The organism is Streptomyces sp. SP18BB07, assembly GCF_036322545.1.
In the GTDB taxonomy this organism is placed as follows: Bacteria; Actinomycetota; Actinomycetes; order Streptomycetales; family Streptomycetaceae; genus Streptomyces; species Streptomyces deccanensis.
In genome coordinates this window covers 80,868-104,366 of the sequence record NZ_JAQYWT010000295.1, presented here as the reverse complement: position 1 = coordinate 104,366, position 23,499 = coordinate 80,868, and the positions used below count along the sequence as shown (strand labels likewise).

Sequence of the window (23,499 nt, the reverse complement as noted above, 5' to 3'; positions counted from 1 at the left end):
CGGCGGCTGCGGCAGAAGGTTCGTGGCCGGTACCTCGTCGCCGCGTCTGGTCATGATCAACAGGCGGCGTGGCGGACAGGGTATGTCGCGGGTGAGGACACGGGGCCGACCGAGGAGTGCACTGTGGCATTCCTGTGACAGTTGAGGCGCTTGGGGCGGGTGGGCCCGGGGAAGCACGTCCTCTTTCGCCCGGACGCCTTCTCCGGCCCCGGCGGGTCATCCCACCTGGAGCCAGTCCGGGAACGCCTCGGTCTGCCGCGTCCATGCCTCGGGAGGCGCCCCGGCCTTACCGGAGGCGACCACTCCGCCGACGATGGCGCAGGTCGTGTCGACGTCACCGCCCACCTGGGCCGTCGTCCAGAAGCCCCGCTCGTAGTCACCGAGGGCGCGTGCCGCCGACCAGAGCGCGAACGGCACGGTGTCGTGCGCCGTCGTACGCCGTCCACAGCCCAGCACGGCGGCGACGGTGTCCGCGTCGGCGTAGTCGAGCATGTCCCGAGCGCGCCGCAGACCCGCGCCGACGGCGCTCTTCGGGACAAGGGCGATGACTCCGTCGAGCAAGGCTCCGGCGCTCGGCGGTCCGGCGGGGTCGGCCGCGAGGGCGGCGGCCGCGGCGACCGCCATGGCACCGACGACGGCCTCGCGGTGCTGGTGCGTGGGGTAGGCCGAGATCTCCGCCTGGTGGGTGGCCTGCTCGGGGTCGTCCGCGTACCAGGCGCCCAACGGGGCGATCCGCATGGCGGCGCCGTTGCCCCAGGATCCCTGGCCGTTGAAGAGCGCGGAGGCCAGCTCACGCCAGTCGCCGCCTTCGCGGACCAGACGCAGCAGACGGTTGACCGCGGGCCCGTAGCCACGGTCGAAGTCGTGGTGCACCGCGAAGGAGCGGGCGAGTTCGTCCTGGTCGATCCGCCCGTGGGCCGCGAGGACGGCCACGACCGAGCAGGCCATCTCGGTGTCGTCGGTCCACTGCCAGGGGCCGGACGGGGTCTCGCGGTTCTTGAGCAGCGGGTAGTTCACGGGCACGAAGTACTGCGAGCCCAGCGCGTCCCCCACCGCGAGTCCGCGCAGGCTGGAAAGGGCCCGTTCGAGGGGGCCATGAGGAGAGGAGTCAGCGGTCATCGCCCTGCCACTCTAGCTGGTGGCCCCGTACGACTCAGGGTCCCGCCAGCGGTCGAACGGCCGGTCGAGCGTGTACTTGCCGTCCTCCCCGAGAACGAGCATCCGCATCTCCGCGTTCCCGGGGTTCGACAGCGACTCGAACTCGGCGACCGTCCAGTGGAACCAGCGCATGCAGAACAGCCGCATGGCGAGCCCATGGGTGACCAGCAGAACGTTCGGCGGGTGGTCGGGGTCCTCGAAGCTGCGGAAGAGGCTCTCCAGGAAGCCGCCGACCCGGTCGTAGACGTCGGCGCCGGACTCGCCCTGCGCAAAGCGGTAGAAGAAGTGGCCGTACGCGTCCCGGTAGGCCTTCTGCAGGCGTACGTCGTCCGGGTCCTGCCAGTTGCCCCAGTCCTGCTCGCGCAGCCGTGGCTCCTCGCGCACGCGCACCAGCTCGGGGTTCAGGTGAAACGCCTGGAACGTCTCGTGCGTCCGGCGATAGGGGGAGACATAGACGCTGACGCGCTCGCGGCCGAGGACCTCGCGGATGCGTTTGCCGGTCTCCTCAGCCTGCTCCCAGCCGAGATCGGTGAGGGCTAGGGCGTGGTCGGGCTCGCGCTCGTACACGGTGTCATCAACATTGCCCGTTGACTCGCCGTGTCGGACAAGGATGATGCGCCGTGGTCGTGCCATGCCAAGACCCTAAAGGGCACGAGGGCGGATCGAGCACTCGTCCGGCTGCCATACGGCGTAGGTCACACAAGTCCCGCACACCCGCCCCTGAGGTTCGGGACGCAAACTCACCCGAGTCGGGCCCTCACACCGTCCAGCTCGGTTCCAGCTCCACGATGTCGCCGGTCATTGCCGCGACATCGGCCTCGATCTGGGCTCTCAGGGCCAGGCGTTCGATGCGTTCGACGCGGTACTTGCCGTGCTCCGCGGCCGACTGCCACATGGAAAGGATCATGAACTCGTGAGCGGGCGCCTCGCCGAAGAGGCCCCGCACCATGCCCGGAGAGCCCGCCATCGCGGGGTTCCAGACCTTCTCCTGCATCAGCGCGAAGTGCTCGGCCCGCTCCTCATGGACACGGCAGTGCGCGACCCGCACCAGATCGGCGTCCGTGAAGCGCGGCTCGAAACCGGTCTTCACGTCGAACCGGTGATCGAAAAGCTTGACCTGCATGTCCTTGAAGGTGCCCGACTGCGACGCGGCGAGCCGGTCATGGGAGCGCGCCATGAAGGAGTCGTAGAAGGCACGGCTCTCCCAGAACGAGAAGATGTGCGCCACACCGGCCCGCCCCCGGCTCCAACCCCCACCCTGTCCACGGAATCCCGGCTCCCCCAGTAGCCCCGCCCACTTTCGCTGCCCCCGCTCGAAACCGCGGCGGTCCACCACGGTGCAGCGAATCCACTTGACCAGCACCGCGCCATGGTAAGGCCACGGAACGTGGCGGCGGTCACTCTCCGGCCGGTTGCACCCGGGCGAGCGCCCCGGCGCGCATGCGAGGATGGACAACTGGCCTGGACCGCCAGGCAGTTCGGCCCGCACGCACAGAAGAACGGGGAGGGAGTTCTGTTGAACGGCCTCAACAAGGGCATCCGCAAGGTCGAGGTGTCGCTGAAGTGGGACCCGAGCCCGGCCGGACAGCCGCCGACGGATCTCGACATCGTCGCGGCGACCTACTCGGCGGCCGATCCGAGCGGCGCCCCCGCCTATGTCGTTCACTTCGACAGCCGCTCGCCCGACGGCACCATCACCCTCAACCGCGACAGCAAGACCGGGCAGGGCTTCGGCTGGGACGAGGTCATGACCGTCGAGCTGAACCGTCTCGACAGCCGGTACGGCCGGGTCGTGATCGGTGTCGCCATACAGCAGGGATCGGGCACGAGGACCTTCGTCAACGTCACCAAGCCCGCCCTGCGCATCCGTGAGGACTACACCGTCCTGGCGGAGGACGACTTCGGCGGTGTCCTCGGGTCGACGGCCGCGACCGTCGCCGAGTTCGTCCGCGACACCACCGGCGAATGGACGTTCCACCCCGGCATCACCGGCTTCGACGAGGACCCGGCGACCTTCGCCCGTGTCATGGGCGGCCCACCCCGGGCCTGACGCACCCCCCGAACAACAGACCGAGGGCGGTGGAGCCTTGCTTCGGCTCCACCGCCCTGTCACGCCGGTTCGCGCCCGGGGGCGCTCAGATCAGCTGCAGCCGCTCGTCGAGCCGCAGCCCTCGCAGATGTAGCAGGAGCCGGCCCGCTGCATCTTCGTCCCGCAGGAGAAGCACAGCGGGGCGTCCGCCTGGATGCCCAACTGCATCTCCACCAGCTCGGCGCTGGTGTGGGCCTGCTTCGGAGCGGGCTTGGCGCCCTCCTCGTCGGCCTTGGGAGCGGAGACCGCCTTCAGGGACTGGCGCGGCGCCGACTGGGCGAGCCCCTCGACGTCGACCTCCTCCTCGATCGGCTCGTACGACCCGGTCTCCAGGTGACGCTGACGCTCCTCGGCGGAGTGGATGCCGAGCGCGGAGCGGGTCTCGAAGGGCAGGAAGTCGAGCGCCAGGCGACGGAAGATGTAGTCGACGATCGACGCCGCCATCCGCACGTCCGGGTCGTCCGTCATACCGGCCGGCTCGAAGCGCATGTTCGTGAACTTCGAGACGTACGTCTCCAGCGGCACGCCGTACTGCAGACCCACCGAGACGGCGATCGAGAAGGCGTCCATCATGCCCGCGAGGGTCGAGCCCTGCTTGGACATCTTCAGGAAGACCTCGCCGAGACCGTCGTCCGGGTAGGAGTTGGCGATCATGTAACCCTCGGCGCCGCCGACGGTGAAGGAGGTGGTGATGCCGGGACGGCCCTTCGGGAGGCGCTTGCGGACCGGGCGGTACTCGACGACCTTCTCGACCGTGGCCCGGATCGTCTCCTCGGCCTTCTCGGTGATCTCCGTCTTCTCCTTCTCCTTGGTCTTGGCGGAGAGCGGCTGGCCGACCTTGCAGTTGTCGCGGTAGATCGCGAGCGCCTTGACGCCCAGCTTCCAGGCCTCGAAGTAGATCTCCTCGACCTCCTCGACGGTCGCCGTCTCCGGCATGTTGACCGTCTTGGAGATGGCACCGGAGATCCACGGCTGGATCGCGGCCATCATGCGGACGTGGCCCATCGGGGAGATGGCGCGCTCGCCCATGGCGCAGTCGAAGACCTCGTAGTGCTCCTGCTTGAGGCCCGGGGCGTCGATCACATTGCCGTGGTCGGCGATGTGGGCGACGATCGCCTCGATCTGCTCCTCCTGGTAGCCCAGGCGGCGCAGGGCCTGCGGGACCGTGCCGTTGACGATCTGCATCGAGCCGCCGCCGACCAGCTTCTTGAACTTGACCAGCGCCAGGTCGGGCTCGACACCGGTGGTGTCGCAGGACATGGCCAGGCCGATCGTGCCGGTCGGCGCGAGCACGGACGCCTGCGAGTTGCGGAAGCCGTTCTTCTCGCCGAGGCGGAGAACGTCCTGCCAGGCCTCGGTGGCGGCCGCCCACACCGGGGTGTCCAGGTCGTCCATGCGGACGGCCGTGCCGTTGGCGTCGGAGTGCTGCTTCATCACGCGGTTGTGGGCGTCCGCGTTGCGGGCGTAGCCGTCGTACGGGCCGACGACCGCGGCCAGTTCGGCGGAGCGCTTGTACGCCGTACCGGTCATCAGCGAGGTGATGGCACCGGCGAGGGCGCGGCCGCCGTCGGAGTCGTACGCGTGACCGGTCGCCATCAGCAGGGCGCCGAGGTTGGCGTAGCCGATGCCGAGCTGGCGGAAGGCGCGGGTGTTCTCACCGATCTTCTGGGTCGGGAAGTCGGCGAAGCAGATGGAGATGTCCATCGCGGTGATGACCAGCTCGACGACCTTGGCGAAGCGCTCGACCTCGAAGGACTGGTGGCCGAGGCCGTCGTCCTTGAGGAACTTCATCAGGTTCAGCGAGGCGAGGTTGCAGGACGTGTTGTCCAGGTGCATGTACTCGCTGCACGGGTTGGACGCGGTGATACGGCCGGACTCGGGGCAGGTGTGCCAGTTGTTGATCACACCGTCGTACTGGATGCCCGGGTCGGCGCAAGCCCACGCGGCCTCGGCGAGCTTGCGGAACAGCGCCTTGGCGTCGACCTTCTCGATGACCTCGCCGGTCATCCGGGCGCGCAGGCCGAACTCGGTGCCGTTCTCCACGGCCGTCATGAACTCGTCGTTCACGCGGACCGAGTTGTTGGCGTTCTGGTACTGGACGGACGTGATGTCGTCGCCGCCCAGGTCCATGTCGAAGCCCGCGTCGCGCAGGGCGCGGATCTTCTCCTCCTCCTTCACCTTGGTGGCGATGAAGTCCTCGACGTCCGGGTGGTCCACGTCCAGGACGACCATCTTGGCGGCACGGCGGGTGGCGCCGCCCGACTTGATCGTTCCTGCGGAGGCGTCGGCGCCCCGCATGAAGGAGACGGGACCGGAGGCGTTGCCGCCGGAGGAGAGCAGCTCCTTGGAGGAACGGATGCGGGACAGGTTCAGGCCGGCGCCCGAGCCGCCCTTGAAGATCATGCCCTCTTCCTTGTACCAGTCGAGGATCGACTCCATGGAGTCGTCGACGGCCAGGATGAAACAGGCCGAGACCTGCTGGGGCTGCGGGGTGCCCACGTTGAACCACACGGGGCTGTTGAAGCTGAAGATCTGGTGCAGGAGGGCGTACGCCAGTTCGTGCTCGAAGATCTCGGCGTCGGCGGGCGAGGCGAAGTACTTGTTGTCCTCACCGGCCTTCGTGTACGTCTTCACGATGCGGTCGATCAGCTGCTTGAGGCCGGTCTCGCGCTGCGGGGTGCCCACGGCACCGCGGAAGTACTTGCTGGTGACGATGTTGACCGCGTTCACCGACCAGAAGTCGGGGAACTCGACGCCGCGCTGCTCGAAGTTGACCGAGCCGTCGCGCCAGTTGGTCATGACGACGTCACGCCGCTCCCAGACCACCTCGTCGTACGGGTGCACGCCCGGGGTGGTGTGGATGCGCTCGATACGCAGGCCCTTGCTCGCCTTGGTGCCCTTGGCGCGGGAACTCCGTGCCGGACCGCTCGCCGTCTCTGTCATGCCGCCTCCCTGTACGGGCGAAAACGCCCTGAAGTGCCACGATGTTCCCGTGACACGGTGTTCTGTCTTGTGTCGCGACCCGGCTGACACAGCCGTTCGCGACAGGTCTGGATCGCCGCCCGTCGCCCGGACCCACTGGTCCGGCGGTGCGGCCCGCCGTCAGTTGGCGGCGTTGGCGGGCACCGGGACCTGCGCGGCCCCTCCGGACCCGCGGTCGCCCTCCACGCGCCCCTCGACCGTGCTCTCGACGTCCTCGTCGTTCGCGTCGGGGCGCTTCCCCTGCTCTTCCCTGAGTTCCGCGATCGCGGCCTCGAAGTCCTCCAGCGAGTCGAACGCCCGGTAGACGCTCGCGAACCGCAGGTAGGCGACGAGGTCGAGTTCCTGCAACGGGCCGAGTATGGCCAGCCCCACGTCGTGGGTGGTCAGCTCGGCGCTTCCGGTCGCGCGCACCGCCTCCTCGACCCGTTGGCCGAGCTGGGCGAGCGCGTCCTCGGTGACAGGCCTGCCCTGGCATGCCTTGCGGACGCCATTGATGACCTTGGTACGACTGAAGGGCTCGGTCACGCCGGACCTCTTGACCACCATCAGCGAGCACGTCTCCACCGTCGTGAAACGACGGGAGCAGTCGGGACACTGGCGGCGCCTGCGGATCGACGTGCCGTCGTCCGTCGTACGACTGTCGACGACGCGGCTGTCGGGGTGCCTGCAGAAGGGACAGTGCATAACTCCAACCCTCCTCACAGCACGACTCAATAAGCCCCACGAGCCACTTGGGCCCCGCGGAAGCAGCCCCAAGCATAGGGGATGACCTTGAGCCCGAGGACCCGGGGGACCACAACTTCTGGGCCGTTGCGGCAATCCAAGCACTAGATGTAGGGCTTGGCACGTAAATCCCCCCACGGCGCGCGTGTCGCGCACGTATCGGCATGTGCCAGACGGAGAGTCGGTCGCGGAGCGCGTCCGAACCGTCGCGGAGCGGACGCGGACGCGGCGGGGGCGCCACGAGAACGGGGTCGGTACCCGATCGACGGAGTACCGGATGGCAGACTGGGCCACGCGACGACAGCGGCCCACAAGGCCCTTCGCCTCGGCGGTGAAGAGTACAGGAATCAATGCTTTTGTCCGCCGAAGTTGCCGCCCTACACCCCGACGCATGGTCACGTCAGACAATCCACGGTTTTTCACTCGAACGTGTGTTTGGCGCAACCTTTCGAAAGCAACTACCGTTGTGCTGCACGGGAGACCATCGAGAGGGGCCGACGTGACCACCACCGCTGACAGTGCCACCATCACTGCCCAGGACCGCTCCCAGAGCCGACTCGAGCCGGTGCATGCGATGAACGAAGCCACGAACCATGAAGGGCCCAAGCGCGCCCTGCCCGGCCGACCTCCAGGCATCAGGGCGGACAGCTCCGGGCTCACCGACCGGCAACGCCGGGTCATCGAGGTGATCAGGGACTCGGTGCAGCGGCGCGGATACCCGCCGTCGATGCGGGAGATCGGCCAGGCGGTCGGCCTGTCCAGCACATCCTCCGTGGCGCACCAGCTGATGGCACTGGAGCGCAAGGGCTTCCTGCGCCGCGACCCGCACCGTCCGCGTGCATACGAGGTCCGCGGCTCCGACCAGGCCTCGGCCCAGCCGACGGACACGGCGGGCAAGCCGGCCGCGTCCTACGTGCCGCTCGTCGGCCGGATCGCCGCCGGTGGCCCGATCCTCGCCGAGGAGTCCGTCGAGGACGTGTTCCCGCTCCCCCGCCAGCTGGTGGGCGACGGCGAACTCTTCGTCCTGAAAGTCGTCGGCGACTCCATGATCGAGGCCGCCATCTGTGACGGAGACTGGGTGACGGTCCGCCGTCAGCCCGTCGCCGAGAACGGCGACATCGTGGCCGCCATGCTGGACGGCGAGGCCACGGTCAAGCGCTTCAAGCGCGAGGACGGCCATGTCTGGCTGCTCCCGCACAACGCCGCCTACGAGCCCATCCCGGGTGACGACGCGACCATCCTCGGCAAGGTGGTGGCCGTCCTGCGCCGCGTCTGACACCCAGCGGCGGACGGTTGCCCGTGCCCGTCCCCGCCCCTGATCCGGGCCCCGGAATCCACTGCGCCGGTTCCGGGGCCCTGGGCTGCCCAGGGTCCGCCGAAGCCTCGCGGTCCGAAGCCGAGCCCGTGCGCATCACGGCAGGTGGCCTGTCCCCGTGGTTCCTGGGGACAGGCCACCTGCCGTTCGTCATGCCTCCGCTTCGGCCACCTGTTCCTGCTTCTCCGCCTCTTCCCTCGCGGTGGCGGCACTGTCGATCGCAGCAAGGGACCTACGGACCTGGTTACGGTCCGTCGTGTACCAGAAGTCGGGCAGTGAGGCCTTCAGATAGCTGCCGTACCGCGCGGTCGCGAGTCGCTGGTCCAGTACGGCGACCACACCGCGATCCCCTTGCGCCCGGACGAGACGGCCGGCGCCCTGTGCCATCAGCAGGGCAGCGTGCGTGGCGGCGACGGCCATAAAGCCATTGCCGCCCGCCTCCTCGACGGCCTTCTGGCGCGCGCTCATCAGCGGGTCGTCGGGCCGGGGAAACGGGATCTTGTCCATCACGACCAGCTGACAGCTGGGACCTGGCACGTCCACGCCCTGCCAGAGCGAGAGGGTGCCGAAGAGACAGGTCTTCGGGTCGGCCGCGAAGCCCTTGATCAGCTCTCCGAGCGTCTCCTCGCCCTGCAGCAGGATCGGGTTCTCGGGGATGCGGACCCGCAGCTCCTCCGCCGCCAGCTGGGCGGCCCGCATCGACGAGAACAGCCCGAGCGTCCGACCGCCGGCCGCCTGGATCAGCTCCGTGAGCTCGTCCAGCATGTCCGCGCGGTCGCCGTCCCGCGCGGGACGTGACAGATGTTTGGCGACATAGAGGATGCCCTGCCGCGGGTAGTCGAACGGCGATCCGACATCCACGCCCTTCCACTGCGGCAGGTCGTCGCCCTGGGTGCCCTCGGGGGCCAGTCCCAGTGACGCCCCTACGCCGTTGAAGTCGCCGCCCAGCTTGAGCGTGGCCGAGGTCAGGGTGACGGAGCGGTCCGCGAAGAGCTTCTCCCGGAGAAGACCCGAGACGGACATGGGTGCTACGCGCAGGGACGCACCGAATCGGTCATGGCGTTCGTACCAGACGACGTCCCACTCGGAGCCGTTGCTGATTCGCTCCGCCACGTCGTGCACGCTCTCCACAGCCGCCAGGGCCTGCTTGCGGACGGCGTCCTCGTCCTGGACGGACTTGTCACGGGTGCTGCCGATCGCCGAGATCACGGCGCGAGCGGCGTCGCGCAGCGCCATCAGGACGTACGCCAGGTCCTCGGGGATCTCCTCCAGCCGGCCCGGCAGAGCCAGCTCCATGACCCGCTCGAAGCCCTCGGCGGCGGTCTGCAGCTGGTCCGCCACCTTCTCGTTCACGAGCTTCGCCGCCCGCTTCACCGCGCGGTTGACCTGGCCCGGGGTGAGCTCGCCGGTCGCCACACCGGTCACCCGGGAGACGAGTTCGTGCGCCTCGTCCACGATCAGGACCTCGTGCTGCGGGAGCACCGGAGCGCCTTCGATGGCGTCGATCGCGAGCAGTGCGTGGTTGGTGACGACGACCTCGGCGAGCTTGGCCCGCTCCCTGGCCATCTCGGCGAAGCACTCGGCGCCGTACGCGCACTTCGTGGCGCCCAGGCATTCCCTGGAGGACACGGAGATCTGCGCCCAGGCACGGTCGGACACACCTGGGGTGAGGTCGTCCCGGTCGCCGGTCTCGGTCTCCTGCGACCAGTCCCGCAGCCGCAGTAGGTCCTGGCCCAGCTTGCTGCTGGGCGCGGCCGCCTCGAACTGGTCGAAGAGGCCCTCCTCCTCGTCCTGCGGCACGCCCTCGTTCAGCCGGTGCAGGCACATGTAGTTCGACCGGCCCTTGAGCATCGCGAACTCCGGGCGGCGGCGCAGCAGGGGGTGCAGCGCGTCGACCGTTCTCGGCAGGTCCCGCTCCACGAGCTGCCGCTGGAGGGCGAGGGTCGCCGTGGCGACGACGACACGCTCTCCCTGGGCGAGCGCGGGCACCAGGTAACCGAGTGACTTTCCGGTGCCGGTGCCTGCCTGGACCAGCAGATGGGAGCCGTCGTCGATCGCCTCCGCGACGGCTTCGGCCATGGTCACCTGGCCGGGGCGCTCCGTGCCGCCGACAGCGGTGACGGCGGCATGCAGGAGTTCGTGGAGTGAGGGCTTCGTCATAGCGCGACCACCCTACGGGTCACCACTGACAAACGGGTGATCGCGGCGGACGTGTGGGGTCTGGGAGGCGGGGTCGCGTGGGGCCTGTGGGGCGGGATCAAGACGTGTTCTCTTCGACGGGGCGGGGTGGACACGGGACGCATGGCCACGGGGCATGACGTGACGGGACGGGATGGTCGCAGGGCCCGGAAATTGCGTCGGCTCGACCGGGAACCGGATCGGATCGGGCGGTGTACCAGATATGACGGCGTCACAGCAGATCCACATCGGATCTACATCAGATCGCGCAGCAGCCGATCTCTGCACATGAGGGCGGCCCGCTTGTCGGGCAGGTCGACCTCTGCGGAGTACCGGAAGCCGGCGCTGAGGAAAGCGGAGACGGAGGGGAAGTTGCGAAGGTCGGGTTCCGCGACGACGCGGGCACAGGAAGGTCGTCTGTCGAGGACGAGATCGGCGACGGCACGGAGCAGGGTGGAGCCGAGACCACGCCCCCGATCGGCCACGGGGCCGATGAGCAGATGGATCCCGGTGTCGTGCGGGCGGGCCGGGTAGTGGCGGGCGAGAGGGTCGAGGTCTGCCCGGTAGATCTCCCAATAGCTCACTGGGGAGCCGTTCAGTAGTCCGAGGCAAGGAATGCTGCGGCCGTCTCCGCCGAGCTGGGTCCGTAGGTGGTTCGCGGTCACGTCCTCGGCTCCGCCGAGCTTCCAGTAGGAGTCCACGGCCGAGTCGTTCATCCAGCGGGAGATCAGCGGGAGGTCCCGTTGGAGGCGCACCGGGACGAGCTGCAGGGTGCCTGCCGGGGTGACGACCGGCCCCCAGTCCGCGAGGTGGTCGAGCAGCTCGCCACTGGCCCGGAGTCCCCGCTGCCCCGCCTCGGTACTGCCACCGTAGGGGTCGGGGTCCTCGGACAGGAGCGCGAGGAAGTCGTCGGTCAGGCGCAGTTCGAGTGTGTCCTCGTTGCTGGGGGCCGAGGCAGTGCCGGCGTCGGTGCTCGCGTCGGTGGGAGACACGGCGACGCTCCTCTCAGGAGATCGGGTGGGTCATGTTCCTCAGGGCTGAAGGGAGGCGGCGTACGCGGACGAGTGGGTTGGACAGCTATAGGAGGTGGAGCAGTCGGTCATGCGTGGAGGGGGTTGGCGATGGTGACGTAGACGGACTGGGTGTCGACCGGGCCGACGAGTTCGTCGAGGCCGTGGAGACGGGTCAGGAGGTTGGCCTTGCAGCGCAGGAGCGGTGAGTCGAGCAGTCGGGCCGGCAGGGTGGTGTTCAGCCGGGCGGGACCGGTCGCCACATCCGTGAGGAAGCGGCGGAAGGCGGCGAGAAGAACTCGCTCGTGGGCGAGATGCTGGGAGCCGAACGCGCCGATCAGGCCGAGCACATTGTTGATGCCGAGGTAGTAGGCAAACCGCTCGTCGGCGACCTCGTCGGAGACGAACGTGTCGCTGCGCTCCCCGATGCCGGGCAGCCGGGATCGGAGCTCCGCACGGCGGGATTCGCGGAAGTAGTAGCCCTGGTTGTCGCGGTACCGACCGCCGATGGGCCAGCCGTCGGGGCCCAGGAGGACGAGCGTGTTCTGCTGATGTGCTTCGAGGGCGATCCCGGCCTCACCGTCGAGCCACAGCACGGGCCGCACGACGTGCTCGAGATAGCGCAGGAACCACTCGACGGCCACGGCGCCCCGGGGACGCCCGGTGCGCCCGGCGAGACGGGTGACGACCTCTTCGAGCCGCGACCGCATGAGCAGGCGCTCGTCGGGACGACGGTCGTCGGAATGACCGTCATTGGGATGGCGGTCGTTGAGATGGCGGTCGTCGGGGCAGTGTTCGCCATGGGGGTACGGCACGGGTGACACGAGGCCGGCGACGCAGGACGCGTCGTCCCCCGGGCCGAACGGGTTGTGCCGGATGACCACGTCCAGGCCCGCCAGGGGGTCGCCGTCCGGTGCGGTGACCGCCAGCCAGGCCGGGTCGCGGACGATGTCGAATCCGGGGTGGGCCGCCTGCCACCGCTCGGCCAGGCCGGTGCGCAGCAGGCGGTGCACCTCGACACCGCGGTGGAGTTCCTTGCGGAGGTTCTCACGACGGGAGTTGGTGATGCGCAGGCCCAGGGAGAGTTTCAGCATCGCGGGGGCACCGGTGCGGTGAACGGTGCGGACGGAGGAGGTGGCGTGCCATGGGGCACCGTGCGGACCCAGGTCGCGCACCAGACCGGCGTCGAGCAGAGCGGCGACGGCCGGGCGGTGGCGGACCTCGCGGAGCTGCCAGGGGTGGAGGGGCAGAGCGGTGAAGCCGTCGGGCAGTGGCAGTGCCGGGCCGGCCAGCCGCGCGGTCAGCCGGTCGGCCGGGACGAGACGGCCGCGCTCGGTCCACGCCGAGTCGGTCGACAGGACGGAGGGCGCGATCGCCAGCCAGTGCAGGGGGAAGGAGCCACGCAACTCGGGTGAGTACAGCTGATCTTCGGCCTCGGAGAGCCCTTCCCTGCTCTTCGGGGTGGGGTGCAGAGGGTGGCCGAGGAGAAGCGCCTGCTCTGCGGCCAGGAAACGGTCGGGGCCGTCGGCGGGTTGAGCTCGGCGCTCGCTGATGAACACGGCGACACGGCGGGCGGAGTCGGCAACCCTGCCGACCAGGTCCAGTTGGTCACGCTGGACGAGGGGGCTGTCGTGGCCGAGACAGGGGGGTTGGTCAGGCCGCTCGCCGCGGGCGTTGTGCGCGCGCTGGGTGAGCTGCTCGCGCCGGGTGGGATGGGTGTGTGGGGTGGGCGCGGCCGTGGGTCGGGGCTTGGTGGCTGTGCCCGGTGTGTGTCGTGCGGTCGCTTCGCGGGCTAGTAGCGCCGCAACCGTGATCGCGTCGAGAGGGGGTGCGGTGTCGGGGGCCCCGGCGAGACGGGGGAGCCCGAATCGGTGCCAGCCGGTCGGGGACCAGTAGCGCACCGGGGCGATGAGGGTCGTGCCGGTGGCAGGGAGAGGGATGTGGAGGAGGCCACCGTGGTCTTGGGGAGGGGTGAGGTCGTGTTCGCGTACCCAGCAGCGCAAGAGGTTCTCGACCGCTGCGGCCTGGGCAGCGGTGTGCGGGTCGGGGTGGTGAAGAAGGTCGGCGTCGAGGTGGGGCGGGGGTTCGGGCGCCCGGATGCCGTCGGTGGCTCGGCGAGGGGCCGGCCGACCGCGCTCATGGCTTGGCTCAGTCGGAAGCTGAGGGGGTGCGGATTGGCGAGGGACTGGCTGGGTGGGGGGCGGGGCCTGCGCGGGCGTGCCGGGTCCAGGGCCCGCTTGGTGCTGCCAGGGCGCCACCAGGCTGAACCCCGACCCCAGCCGGCAGGACCCCCGCTCGACCTGACTGGACTCAGCCTGCCCCGGCGGCTCGACCTGGCCCGACGACTGCTGCCCCGACTCGGCTTGGCGGGACCGCAGTTGCCCCGGCTCGAGCTTGCCCAGCAATGGTTCAGGTCGGCTAGGCAGTGGTTCGGCACTCGCCTGGCCAGGCGGTCGTTCGGCACTCAGCTGGCCCGGGGTGGGGAGGGCGTGGGCTTCCCGGGTGTGGTGGTGGGTGCGGGCCCCGGGGGCGGGCGGCGGGTTCACGGCGGTTCCTGGGGTTGCTCGTGTGAGGGGGAAAGCGCGGGTTGTTGCGGGCGAGCGGGGGTGGGGCTTGTGTGGAAAGGGGGCGGGGCTGTGGAGTGCGGTGTCGGGAGGGCGGTCCGGGCGGTGGGGCGGTGCCGTGGGTGGATGGCTGGTGCGGGCGTGGCTTGGCGGGCGGCTGCTGGGGTGGGGGTGGTGTTCATCCGCCCGGCGTGTGTGCGGAGCCTCCGGCTCGCACGCGGCCCGGGTGCGCCGGGAATCGCGCCCGTGCGGTGGCCGCCACCGAGGCAATCGCGTCCGTCAGACGGTCGAGCACGGCGTTCGTCTGTTCATCGGTGATCGTGAGGGGTGGGAGGAGGCGTACGACGCCGCCGTTGCGGCCACCGAGGTCGACGATCAGACCTCGGCGGAGGCACTCGCGCTGCACCGCCGTGGCGAGGGAGGGTGCGGGTGGAGGGGGGCCGATGCCGTCGGATCCAGGAGGCGCGTCCGGGGTGACCATTTCGATGCCGATCATCAGCCCTCGCCCTCGTACGTCACCGACGCAGGCGAAGCGCTCGGTGAGGGGGCGGAGCTGGGCGAGGATGCGGGCGCCCAAGGTGTCGGCACGTTCGGCGAGGCCGTTTTCGCGGACGTGGGCGAGGGTGGCGGCGCCCGCGGCCATGGCGAGCCGGTTGCCGCGGAAGGGGCCCGCGTGGGTGCCGGGCCGCCACACGTCGAGGTCGTCGCGGTGGACCACGACGGCCAGGGGCAGGCTGCCGCCGATGGCCTGGGACAGGACCATGACATCGGGGACGACGCCGCTGTGCTCGACCGCCCAGAAGCGTCCGGTGCGGCCGACGCCCGTGCGGACCTCGTCGGCGATCAGTGGGATCGAGCGTGCGGCGGTGATGGCCCGCATACGGCGCAGCCAGCCGTCGGGGGCGGGGAGGACACCGCCCTCGCCCTGGACGGGTTCGAGGATCATGCCGGCGGGCAGCGGCGCTCCGGGCTCGGTGTCGTCGAGGGCGGACTCGGCCCAGCGGGCGGCGAGTTCGGCGCCACGTTCGCCGCCGATACCGAACGGGCAGCGGTAGTCCTGCGGGTAGGGCAGGTGGGCCACCTGAAGATCGCGGGCGCCTGTGGGCGTTTCGCGGGTTCCGATGGTCGGGCCGGTGTGGGCGCCGGTGAAGGCGAGCATGCCGGAGTGTCCGGTCGCGGCCCGGACCAGTTTGCAGGCGGCCTCGACCGCGTCCGCGCTGGAGGGGCCGCAGAACCGGACACGGGCGCGGGCGGCGAGCTCTGGCGGCAGGGTGCGGAGCAGTTCGGTGGTGAAGGCGTCCTTGGCCGGGGTGGTGAGGTCGAGGACGTGCAGGGGAGCGCCCGAGTCGAGCGCCTTGCGGATCGCTTCGAGGACGACCGGGTGGTTGTGGCCGAGGGCGAGGGTGCCCGCGCCGGAAAGACAGTCGAGGTAGCGGCGGCCGTCGGCGTCCTCGATGGTCAGCCCGCGTGCGCGTACGGGCACGACAGGCAGGGAGCGGGCGTAGGTGCGTGCCGCCGTGTCGCGGGCGGCCTGCGGCCGCAGGAGCGCCCCGTGCCCCGACCTCACCGCACCCGCCCCGTCGTGCTCCCGTCGTGGTCGGGCCCGTTCGCTCTCCGATCCCGAACGCGCTCGCTCGGGCTCACGCCCGACCGACGCCACCGCAGACTCGGTCACCGCCACTACTGCACTTCCTCCCACGGCTCATCAGAGGCAAGTCGGCAGGGGGCACCGAACACCGGCGGGTCCCCCGCACGTACCAACGACGCGACCGGTACGGGGAAGCGGGTAAGAAAAAAATCCTTGCCGTGCGAGAGCGCTGTCGGTCCGGTTCGATCCACTGCCGTCCCACCGACCCAGCCACAGGCCGTGCACCCACGGCCCTGCCGCGGCAGCGGGTTGTCGTGCAGCGGGTTGGTGCAGTGGGTCAGCGAAGTGGGCACGCTCAGTGCGTCACCGTTTCAGCCCGACACCGCCGAAGTGAGTGACGTCAATGTCCTCGTCGTCGGCTCCCGGGCGCCAGCGGGAGCAGGAGCTATGCCCGGGGACAGGACTTCGACGTCGCCGAAGAGGCGTACGAGGTCGGCATGGCTGCGCAGGGTCATCGGCGCAGAGCCCTGTTCGTTCCAGTAGTTGACCGCCTGCGTCATCGCTTCGCCGTCGACCTCGGTGGTGGGATGGGAGATGACGAGGTGACTGCCGGGCGGTACGGCATTCACCAGCCGCCGCACGATGGCCTCCGCTTCGTCGGTGTCCATGACGAAGTTCAGGACGCCCATCATGGTGATCGCGATCGGCTGATCGAAGTCCAGGGTGACCGCGGCGCCCCTCAGGATCGTGTCGGGGTCGTGGACGTTCCGCGTGAGCTATCGTCAAGACCTGTGGGTAAAGATCTTTAGGCGGCTACAGCGGTCGGTTGGTCGTGGGGGCGTCCGATGAGCTTGCCGCGTTCGAAGCGGGCGCCGGCGTGGACGAGCGCGACGAGATGAGGGCTCGGGGGCGGATCAGTCTTCGCGGGTGAAGTGTGCGCAGTCCGGGCAGTCGTCGACATAACGGTGCCGGCATTCGACGGTGTGCTGCAGGAAGGTGATGGCCTGCAGCCTTTGGGTGACCTCACGTTCGAGGGCAGCGATCTTTTCCCTTACAACCGTCTGGGCCGCCGACTTCTTCGGCGCCATGGCGGCAATGACTTCCGGCAACGAGAGCCCGACGTGCCGCAATTTCAGCACGGTTCGCGCCTGCTCCAGAGCGTTGTCGTCATAGATGCGGTAGCCGTTGCCGTCGCGACGGACGGTGAGTGCCCCCACCTGCTCCCAGTGCCGCAGCACGTGAGCTTCGATTCCGAGTTCTGCAGCGGCTTCTCCGATCGCCTTCACCACACGCGCCTTGCCTTCATGTCGACCTGAACCCTTAACGTCTCGATCATGCCTGATATCCCTCGCTCCGCGGGCACCCGCCACCGCCCATCGATCCTGGTCACCGGCGCAACCGGCAACCTCGGCCGTGAGGTCGTCGACCGCCTCCATGCACACGGCGCGCGCGTGCGATGCCTCGTGCGCCGCCGGACCGGCCCGCACCCCGGGGCCGAGTCGGTGGTCGGCGACCTGACAGACCCCACCGCCGTCCGTGCGGCGCTGGTGGGTATCGACGCCGTCTTTCTCCTGTGGCCACTGCTCGCTTCCGCCCCGGCGCATGACCTGGTTACGGAACTCAGCGCAGCGGCGCCCCGTGTCGTCTATCTGTCCTCGACGGCCATCGACGACGCAGCCGCTCGCCAGAGTGATCCGATCGTTCAGGTGCACGCGGACATGGAAGCCCTGCTCCACGAGGCCGGTCTGCGACCCGTGGTGCTGCGCAGCGACACCTTGGCTTCGAACGCCCGTGGCTGGGCGGCACAGCTGCGGGCGGGCGACGTGGTGGCAGGCCCGGACATGGCGCGCACCGCGGTCGTCGACGAGCGCGATGTCGCCGACGCGGCCGCAGGTGCATTGCTCGCGCACCATGGCCATCCGGATCACGGCCCGTACCTGCTGACAGGACCTGAGGTGCTCAGCCGTGCCGACCAGGTCGCCAGCCTCAGTGCCGCACTCGGGCGCCGTCTGCGCTTCGAAGCACTGCCTGCCGAGCTCGCGCGCTCGCGCATGCTCGCAGACGGTCGTCCCCCGCAACTGGTAGAGGCGCTGATCGCTGCCTCGGAGCGCCGACCGCCGTCGCACCGCACCACCGATCATGTGGAGCGCCTGGCCGGCCGACCGGCCGGCACCTTCGCGAGATGGGCCAGCGACCACGCGGTTGAGTTCGAGCGCGCTCCAGATTGACCTTCTCGCCCTCGGTGTCGGCAAACATGGCCCCGTCGGGACCAGTTCGCCTTGACAGCCAACGCGGCCAAGCAGTTCGACGAACTCACCACCGAGACGGAAGTCCACGCCCTGGACCGCGCCCTGGTGGCCATCAGCGTCAACCCGGAAAATCGGCGAGAGTCATAGCCAAGTTGTGGATCAGAAGGGTGTTCAGGCTGCGGTGACCTCCGCTCGCTCGACGAGGCGACCGTTTTCGAAGCGGGCTCCCGTGCGGACGAGAGCGACGAGCTGGGGTGCGGTGATCGCGCGCCAGCGAACCTGAGCGGACTCGGCGAGTTTGAAGACCATGGCCAGGGCCGCGGCCGCGCTGCCGGCGCCGCGGGTGACCTTGGTGCGGAGCTTGACGGTGCTGAAGGTCGACTCGATCGGATTCGTGGTCCGGAGATGCACCCAATGCTCGGCCGGGAAGGCGTAGAAGGCGAGAAGTTCATCGACGTCATCGGTGACCTTCTTCACGGCCTTGGGCCACTTCGCGCCGTACGCGCACTCGAAGTCCTTGACCGCCTTCATCGCGTGGTCGCGGTCTTCAGCGTTGTAGATCTCCTGCAGCGCCTTCTTCGCTCCAGGGTGTGCGGACTTCGGCAGCGAGTTGACCACATTGCGGGCTTTGTGAACCTAGCACCTTTGCTGCTTGGCCTGCGGAAACACCTCGGCCAGGGCCCGCCACAGGCCCATCGCGCCGTCGCCGACGACGAGTTCGGGATCGCGCATGCCGCGCCGGCGGCAGTCGCGCAGCAGATCCGCCCACGACTCGGTCGACTCCCGCAGGCCCTCGGCGAGCGCAATCAGCTCCTTGGTGCCGTCCAGACGCACGCCCATGAGGACCAGGACGCAGGAGTGCGCCTGGCCGAGGCGGACCTTGGGGTGCACGCCGTCGGCCCACACGTACACGTAGTCGGATTCGGACAAGTCGCGGGCCTGGAATGCGGCGTGGTCGTCGGTCCACTGCCTGGTCAGCCGGGTCACCGTCGCCGGCGAGAGACCAGCCGCCGAGCCGAGGAACTGCTCCATCGCCGGCACGAAGTCCCCCGACGACAGTCCGTGCAGGTACAGCAGGGGCAGCACCTCGCTGATCTTCGGGGACTTCCGGCACCAGGGCGCCAGGATCTTCGACGAGATCCGCTTGCGCTCGCCCGTGGCGGCATCGACGCGCTTGTCGTTCACCCGGGGCGCTCGCACCGGGATCGGGCCGGCAGCCGTGGTCACAGTCCGTTCGCGGTGGTGGCCGTTGCGAACCACCAGACGGCGACCTTCCTCGTCGCATTGCTCGGCCAACTCGGATATGTACTGGTTGACTTCGGCCTCCAGGGCGGCGGCGAGCATCCGCCTCGCGCCCTCGCGGACGATGTCGTCCATCAAGGAGCCGGTCTCGGTGGTGCCGTCGTCGGTGACTACTCTGAGCACGGGCGTGCCTTCCCGACCCGCGCTGCAACGCGGGCCTACTCGGTGACTTGCTGATCACTCACTCGGGAAGGTACGCCCCTCGTGCGCCCTCCCAGGAGAGCCGATCCACAAGTCCTGAGCATGGCTCTCCGCGTCTATGTAGTCGGTGGCGCCTTCGGGTGTGCTGTTGAGCAGGGCGTGTGCGTGCGCGAGAACGATGGGGTCGTTGTCGACGTAGACGATCCTGCAGGAGGGGTCTACACGTTGGGCGACCTCGTGGGTGTTGTCCGCGGTGGGCAGGCCGGTTCCGATGTCCAGGAACTGTCGGATGCCCGCCTCCTCGGCCACATAGCGGACGGTGCGGGCCAGGAAGCGGCGGTCGGCCACGGCGGAGCGGGGAAGTTCGGGCACGAAGCCGAGGATCTGGTCGCCGACCTCCTCGTCGACCTCGTAGTGGTCCTTGCCTCCCAGCCAGTAGTTCCAGATCCGCGCGGAATGAGAGACGTTCGTCCGGATCTGGTTGGCGCGCGCGACACCATCGTCCCGGGGGAAGTGGTCGGACATGCGGTGCGGCTCCTTCGAAACGTGAGCGGTGACTTTCATCCCCAACTTAGGCTCAATCGCTCAACTACCGCACTGGAAAGGGCATTTGAACGTCTCGGGGACGTGGGGAGTGATCTGCGCCTGCCGTTCCTCGCCCGTGTGCTGCCGTTGCCGGAAACGACCCCCGAACAGCAACTGATGTCGCCGGCGGCGTCGGGCAGGACCGGGTACGACGACACGACGGCACGTCAAATGGGGGTGGAAGGGGGCGATTGCCCTGCCGGTCGGCTCGTAGCGAAACCGTTGCCGTTCCATCGGATGTCCCCCACAACGACCGCATAGTGTGTGGTGCCGTTCCGAAGGAAGCGGCTGGGTGGATGGCACCAAGCCGCGCGGACGACGACTACGTAGGCACTACGTATGCAGAAACAGATGTGCGGAGCCGCGCGAATGCCGTGTCGGCTACGTACAAGGAGGCGGCCGGCGTGCGGAGGTGTCGCACGCTGTCCGTTTCGGCACCACAGATTTCTCTTACGCCCCAGGGGGAGTTCAGACCATGCGACCCATACGACCGCTCTTCGCCGCTCGTCGTGGGAGGAGTACGCGCCGCAGGACCTCCCCCGTTCTGGCCGCGGTCGGCCTCGCCACGGCTCTGTCGTTGACCGCCACGGCGTGCGGCTCGGGTGACACGACGGCGAACGCCGAGGCGTCGGCGTCCGCGCAGGACAGCGGCAGCGCGGGCGACGGCAAGATCCGGATCCCGGACGACATCAAGGACAAGCTCAAGGAACACGGGATCGACCTCGACAAGTGGCGGGGCGGGGCCTGGAAGAACTGGGACAAGGACGACTGGCTGCGCGAGGCCGAGGACTACGTCAACCCGATCATCAAGGACCTGTGGGACCCGGACCGGATGCGGGACGCCGAGGAGCCGGAGAAGGAGGTCGACGAGGGAGACCTGACCGGTGACCAGGGTGTGACCGACCCGACGCCCCAGTCCATCGACGCGAAGGCGGTGGCGGCGCAGTACCACGCGAACGTGCCGGAGGCGGGCAAGGTGTTCTTCGACGCGCCCGAGGGCACGATGGTCTGCTCGGCGACGGTGGTGCAGGACCCGGCCAACCCGGGCAAGTCCAACCTCGTGTGGACGGCCGGTCACTGTGTGCACGCCGGGAAGTCGGGCGGCTGGTACCGGAACATCGCCTTCGTGCCCTCGTACAACGACAGCGCCAGGCCGACGTCGGAATTGAAGACGGCCACGAAGGAGGAGGTCGCTCCGTACGGCGTCTGGTGGGGTGACTGGGCGCAGACCTCGGACCAGTGGATCGAGCAGGGCGGTCAGACGGGCGGTGACGGGGCGCCGTACGACTTCGCGGTGATCCATGTGACGCCGGAGGAGGGCAGCGGGGGCAAGTCGCTGGAGGAGACGGTCGGTTCGGCGTTGCCTGTGGACTTCGACGCGCCTTCCGTGCCGCAGGTGGAGAGCATCACCGCGACGGGCTACCCCGCCGGGACTCCGTACGACGGCGAGACGATGTACCAGTGCACGGACAAGCCCGGGCGGCTCTCGCTCGTCGAGTCCGACCCGACGATGTACCGCATCGGCTGCTCGATGACCGGCGGCTCGTCCGGCGGCGGCTGGGTGGCCACCGGCTCGGACGGTGAGCCCGCGTTGGTGTCCAACACCTCCATCGGGCCGGTGAGCGCCGGTTGGCTGGCCGGGCCACGGTTGGGCAAGGAGGCCGAGGGCGTGTACCAGGCGGTGAGCGACAAGTTCGCGTCGCAGTGACATCGGGCCGGCCGGCAGCACGCCGGCCGACGCCCGGCCGACCGACGCCCGGCTGATCAGGTGGTGCCGCCCCGGGAGGGGCGGAGGTGGTGGGGTGGCGCGCGGAGATTCCGGTCGCGCGCCCTCCGTCCGTCCCCCAGCGCCCCCGCATAGTGGGCGAGAAACACACGGATTGTTCCGACGGGGGTCGAGAACCATGCGTTTCCCACATCGGCGGTACCACCTGCTGACCGTCACCGGACTCGTCGCGGCTCTGGCGCTGATCGCGACCACCTGTGCATCGGGCGAGAGCATGCCGAAGGCCCGCCCCTCGGCGGAGAGGGCGGGCCTTCGGGTACACCTGGGCGGTCGACGCGGCCGGACCGTCGGGCCCGGCCGGACGATTCAGGCCGTCGTGGCCGTCGGAACGTACGGCGTCAGGTCGGCCGCCAGTTCCTCGTGGACCCGGGCCTTGAGCAGGGTGCCCTCCGGGGTGTGCTCCTCGGAGATCACCTCGCCCTCGGTGTGGGCGCGGGCGACGAGCTTGCCGTGGGTGTACGGCACGAGCGCCTCGATCTCCACCGAGGGGCGCGGCAGTTCGTCGTCGATCAGTGCGAGCAGTTCCTCGATGCCCTGGCCGGAGCGGGCCGAGACCGCGATGGAGCGCTTCTCGATCCGCAGCAGCCGCTGCAGCGTCAGCGGGTCGGCCGCGTCCGCCTTGTTGATCACCACGATCTCGGGGACGTTGGTGGCGCCCACGTCACGGATGACCTCGCGCACGGCGGCCAGCTGCTCCTCCGGGTCGGGGTGCGAACCGTCGACCACGTGCAGGATCAGGTCGGAGTCGCCGACCTCCTCCATCGTGGAGCGGAACGCCTCGACCAGGTGGTGCGGCAGATGGCGTACGAAGCCGACGGTGTCCGCCAGCGTGTACAGCCGCCCGCTCGGGGTCTCGGCCCGGCGCACGGTCGGGTCGAGGGTCGCGAACAGCGCGTTCTCGACCAGGACGCCCGCGCCGGTGAGCCGGTTGAGCAGGGAGGACTTGCCGGCGTTGGTGTAACCGGCGATGGCGACCGAGGGCACCTTGTTCCTGCGGCGCTCCTGGCGCTTGATCTCGCGGCCGGTCTTCATCTCCGCGATCTCCCGGCGCATCTTCGCCATCTTCTCGCGGATCCGCCGCCGGTCCGTCTCGATCTTGGTCTCACCGGGACCACGGGTGGCGAGGCCGCCGCCCTTGCCGCCGCCCATCTGGCGGGACAGCGACTGACCCCAGCCTCGCAGCCTCGGCAGCATGTACTGCATCTGCGCGAGCGCGACCTGCGCCTTGCCCTCTCGGGACTTGGCGTGCTGGGCGAAGATGTCGAGGATCAGGGCCGTACGGTCGATGACCTTGACCTTGACGACGTCTTCGAGGTGGATGAGCTGCCCCGGGCTCAGCTCACCGTCGCAGATGACGGTGTCCGCGCCCGAGTCGAGGACGATGTCCCGCAGCTCGTTGGCCTTGCCGGAGCCGATGTAGGTGGCCGCGTCCGGCTTGTCGCGGCGCTGGATCACGCCGTCGAGCACGAGCGCGCCCGCGGTCTCCGCGAGGGCGGCCAGCTCGGCCAGCGAGTTCTCCGCGTCCCGCGAGGTTCCCGTGGTCCAGACACCGACGAGCACGACACGCTCCAGGCGGAGCTGTCGGTACTCGACCTCGGTGACGTCCTCGAGCTCGGTGGAGAGGCCCGCGACACGGCGCAGGGCCGCGCGGTCGGAGCGGTCGAACTGGTCGCCGTCCCGCTCTCCGTCGATCTCGAAGCTCCAGGCGACGTCCTCTTCCATCAGGGCATCGGCCCGAAGACCTTCGGGGGTGTTCTGCGCGAAGGCGCTCTGTGCGGCCTGGGAAGGGGAAGAAGAGGAGGTCATTGGGTCCTTACGTCGATTGGGGA

The 23,499-nt window shown here is 69.4% G+C and carries 16 protein-coding genes and 2 pseudogenes; 4 read left to right on the top strand and 14 right to left on the bottom strand.

Annotation, left to right across the window (positions count from 1 at the left end; genetic code table 11):
• Positions 1–216: 216 nt before the first annotated feature.
• The 3 genes from PUR53_RS16815 to PUR53_RS16805 all read right to left on the bottom strand — a co-directional run bounded on the left by PUR53_RS16815 (position 217) and on the right by PUR53_RS16805 (position 2,521).
• Positions 217–1,119, bottom strand: a complete 903-nt coding sequence (locus tag PUR53_RS16815) for an ADP-ribosylglycohydrolase family protein (RefSeq protein WP_329900204.1) — start codon at positions 1,117–1,119, stop codon at positions 217–219.
• Positions 1,120–1,131: 12 nt separating this feature from the next.
• Positions 1,132–1,791 carry a histidine phosphatase family protein gene (locus PUR53_RS16810; protein ID WP_329900203.1) on the bottom strand — a complete coding sequence of 220 codons (660 nt, stop codon included), beginning with the start codon at positions 1,789–1,791 and terminating at the stop codon, positions 1,132–1,134.
• A 124-nt stretch (positions 1,792–1,915) separates the two neighbouring features.
• Positions 1,916–2,521: a YdbC family protein gene (locus PUR53_RS16805; protein ID WP_329900202.1), complete on the bottom strand. Its 606-nt coding sequence runs from the start codon at positions 2,519–2,521 to the stop codon at positions 1,916–1,918.
• 153 nt (positions 2,522–2,674) lie between these two features.
• Here PUR53_RS16805 and PUR53_RS16800 point away from each other — a divergent pair, with 153 nt between their 5' ends.
• Positions 2,675–3,208 carry a TerD family protein gene (locus PUR53_RS16800; RefSeq protein WP_239757643.1) on the top strand — a complete coding sequence of 178 codons (534 nt, stop codon included), beginning with the start codon at positions 2,675–2,677 and terminating at the stop codon, positions 3,206–3,208.
• 90 nt (positions 3,209–3,298) lie between these two features.
• Here PUR53_RS16800 and PUR53_RS16795 read toward each other — a convergent pair whose 3' ends face one another.
• Positions 3,299–6,190, bottom strand: a complete 2,892-nt coding sequence (locus PUR53_RS16795) for a vitamin B12-dependent ribonucleotide reductase (protein ID WP_329900201.1) — start codon at positions 6,188–6,190, stop codon at positions 3,299–3,301.
• A gap of 159 nt (positions 6,191–6,349) precedes the next feature.
• Complete coding sequence (nrdR, locus tag PUR53_RS16790) at positions 6,350–6,913, bottom strand: transcriptional regulator NrdR (RefSeq protein WP_329908746.1); 564 nt, start codon at positions 6,911–6,913, stop codon at positions 6,350–6,352.
• A 538-nt stretch (positions 6,914–7,451) separates the two neighbouring features.
• On the opposite strand from nrdR, the gene lexA reads away from it, so the two are divergent.
• Positions 7,452–8,228: a transcriptional repressor LexA gene (gene lexA / locus PUR53_RS16785; protein WP_045561107.1), complete on the top strand. Its 777-nt coding sequence runs from the start codon at positions 7,452–7,454 to the stop codon at positions 8,226–8,228.
• Between the two features lie 189 nt (positions 8,229–8,417).
• On the opposite strand, the gene PUR53_RS16780 is transcribed toward lexA, so the two are convergent.
• The 6 genes from PUR53_RS16780 to PUR53_RS16755 all read right to left on the bottom strand — a co-directional run bounded on the left by PUR53_RS16780 (position 8,418) and on the right by PUR53_RS16755 (position 16,896).
• Positions 8,418–10,427 carry an ATP-dependent DNA helicase gene (locus PUR53_RS16780; protein ID WP_329908745.1) on the bottom strand — a complete coding sequence of 670 codons (2,010 nt, stop codon included), beginning with the start codon at positions 10,425–10,427 and terminating at the stop codon, positions 8,418–8,420.
• A 272-nt stretch (positions 10,428–10,699) separates the two neighbouring features.
• A complete protein-coding gene (locus tag PUR53_RS16775; protein ID WP_329908743.1) occupies positions 10,700–11,437 on the bottom strand; it encodes a GNAT family N-acetyltransferase in 738 nt (245 codons plus the stop codon).
• Between the two features lie 107 nt (positions 11,438–11,544).
• Entirely contained in the window at positions 11,545–13,713 is a 2,169-nt protein-coding gene (locus tag PUR53_RS16770; protein ID WP_443080316.1) for an IucA/IucC family protein, read from the bottom strand.
• A 484-nt stretch (positions 13,714–14,197) separates the two neighbouring features.
• Positions 14,198–15,700, bottom strand: coding sequence for a diaminobutyrate--2-oxoglutarate transaminase family protein (locus PUR53_RS16765; protein ID WP_443080312.1), 1,503 nt, complete (start codon positions 15,698–15,700; stop codon positions 14,198–14,200).
• Between the two features lie 278 nt (positions 15,701–15,978).
• Positions 15,979–16,329, bottom strand: coding sequence for an SAM-dependent methyltransferase (locus tag PUR53_RS16760; protein WP_329908817.1), 351 nt, complete (start codon positions 16,327–16,329; stop codon positions 15,979–15,981).
• 192 nt (positions 16,330–16,521) lie between these two features.
• A complete protein-coding gene (locus PUR53_RS16755) occupies positions 16,522–16,896 on the bottom strand; it encodes a MerR family transcriptional regulator (protein ID WP_329900196.1) in 375 nt (124 codons plus the stop codon).
• 45 nt (positions 16,897–16,941) lie between these two features.
• Between PUR53_RS16755 and PUR53_RS16750 the strand changes: the two genes are divergently transcribed.
• A complete protein-coding gene (locus PUR53_RS16750; protein WP_329908740.1) occupies positions 16,942–17,835 on the top strand; it encodes an SDR family oxidoreductase in 894 nt (297 codons plus the stop codon).
• Between the two features lie 192 nt (positions 17,836–18,027).
• On the opposite strand, the pseudogene PUR53_RS16745 reads toward PUR53_RS16750, so the two are convergent.
• Positions 18,028–19,281: pseudogene (locus tag PUR53_RS16745) on the bottom strand (IS256 family transposase).
• A gap of 120 nt (positions 19,282–19,401) precedes the next feature.
• Positions 19,402–19,824: pseudogene (locus PUR53_RS16740) on the bottom strand (SAM-dependent methyltransferase); the annotation flags it as partial.
• A 535-nt stretch (positions 19,825–20,359) separates the two neighbouring features.
• Between PUR53_RS16740 and PUR53_RS16735 the strand changes: the two are divergent.
• Positions 20,360–21,592: a trypsin-like serine peptidase gene (locus PUR53_RS16735; protein ID WP_329900194.1), complete on the top strand. Its 1,233-nt coding sequence runs from the start codon at positions 20,360–20,362 to the stop codon at positions 21,590–21,592.
• Between the two features lie 384 nt (positions 21,593–21,976).
• Here the strand turns inward: PUR53_RS16735 and hflX are convergent, their stop codons facing one another.
• The gene (gene hflX / locus PUR53_RS16730) at positions 21,977–23,476 is read right to left on the bottom strand and encodes a GTPase HflX (protein WP_329900193.1); all 1,500 of its coding nucleotides are present in this window, start codon (positions 23,474–23,476) and stop codon (positions 21,977–21,979) included.
• Between the last annotated feature and the right edge of the window lie 23 nt (positions 23,477–23,499).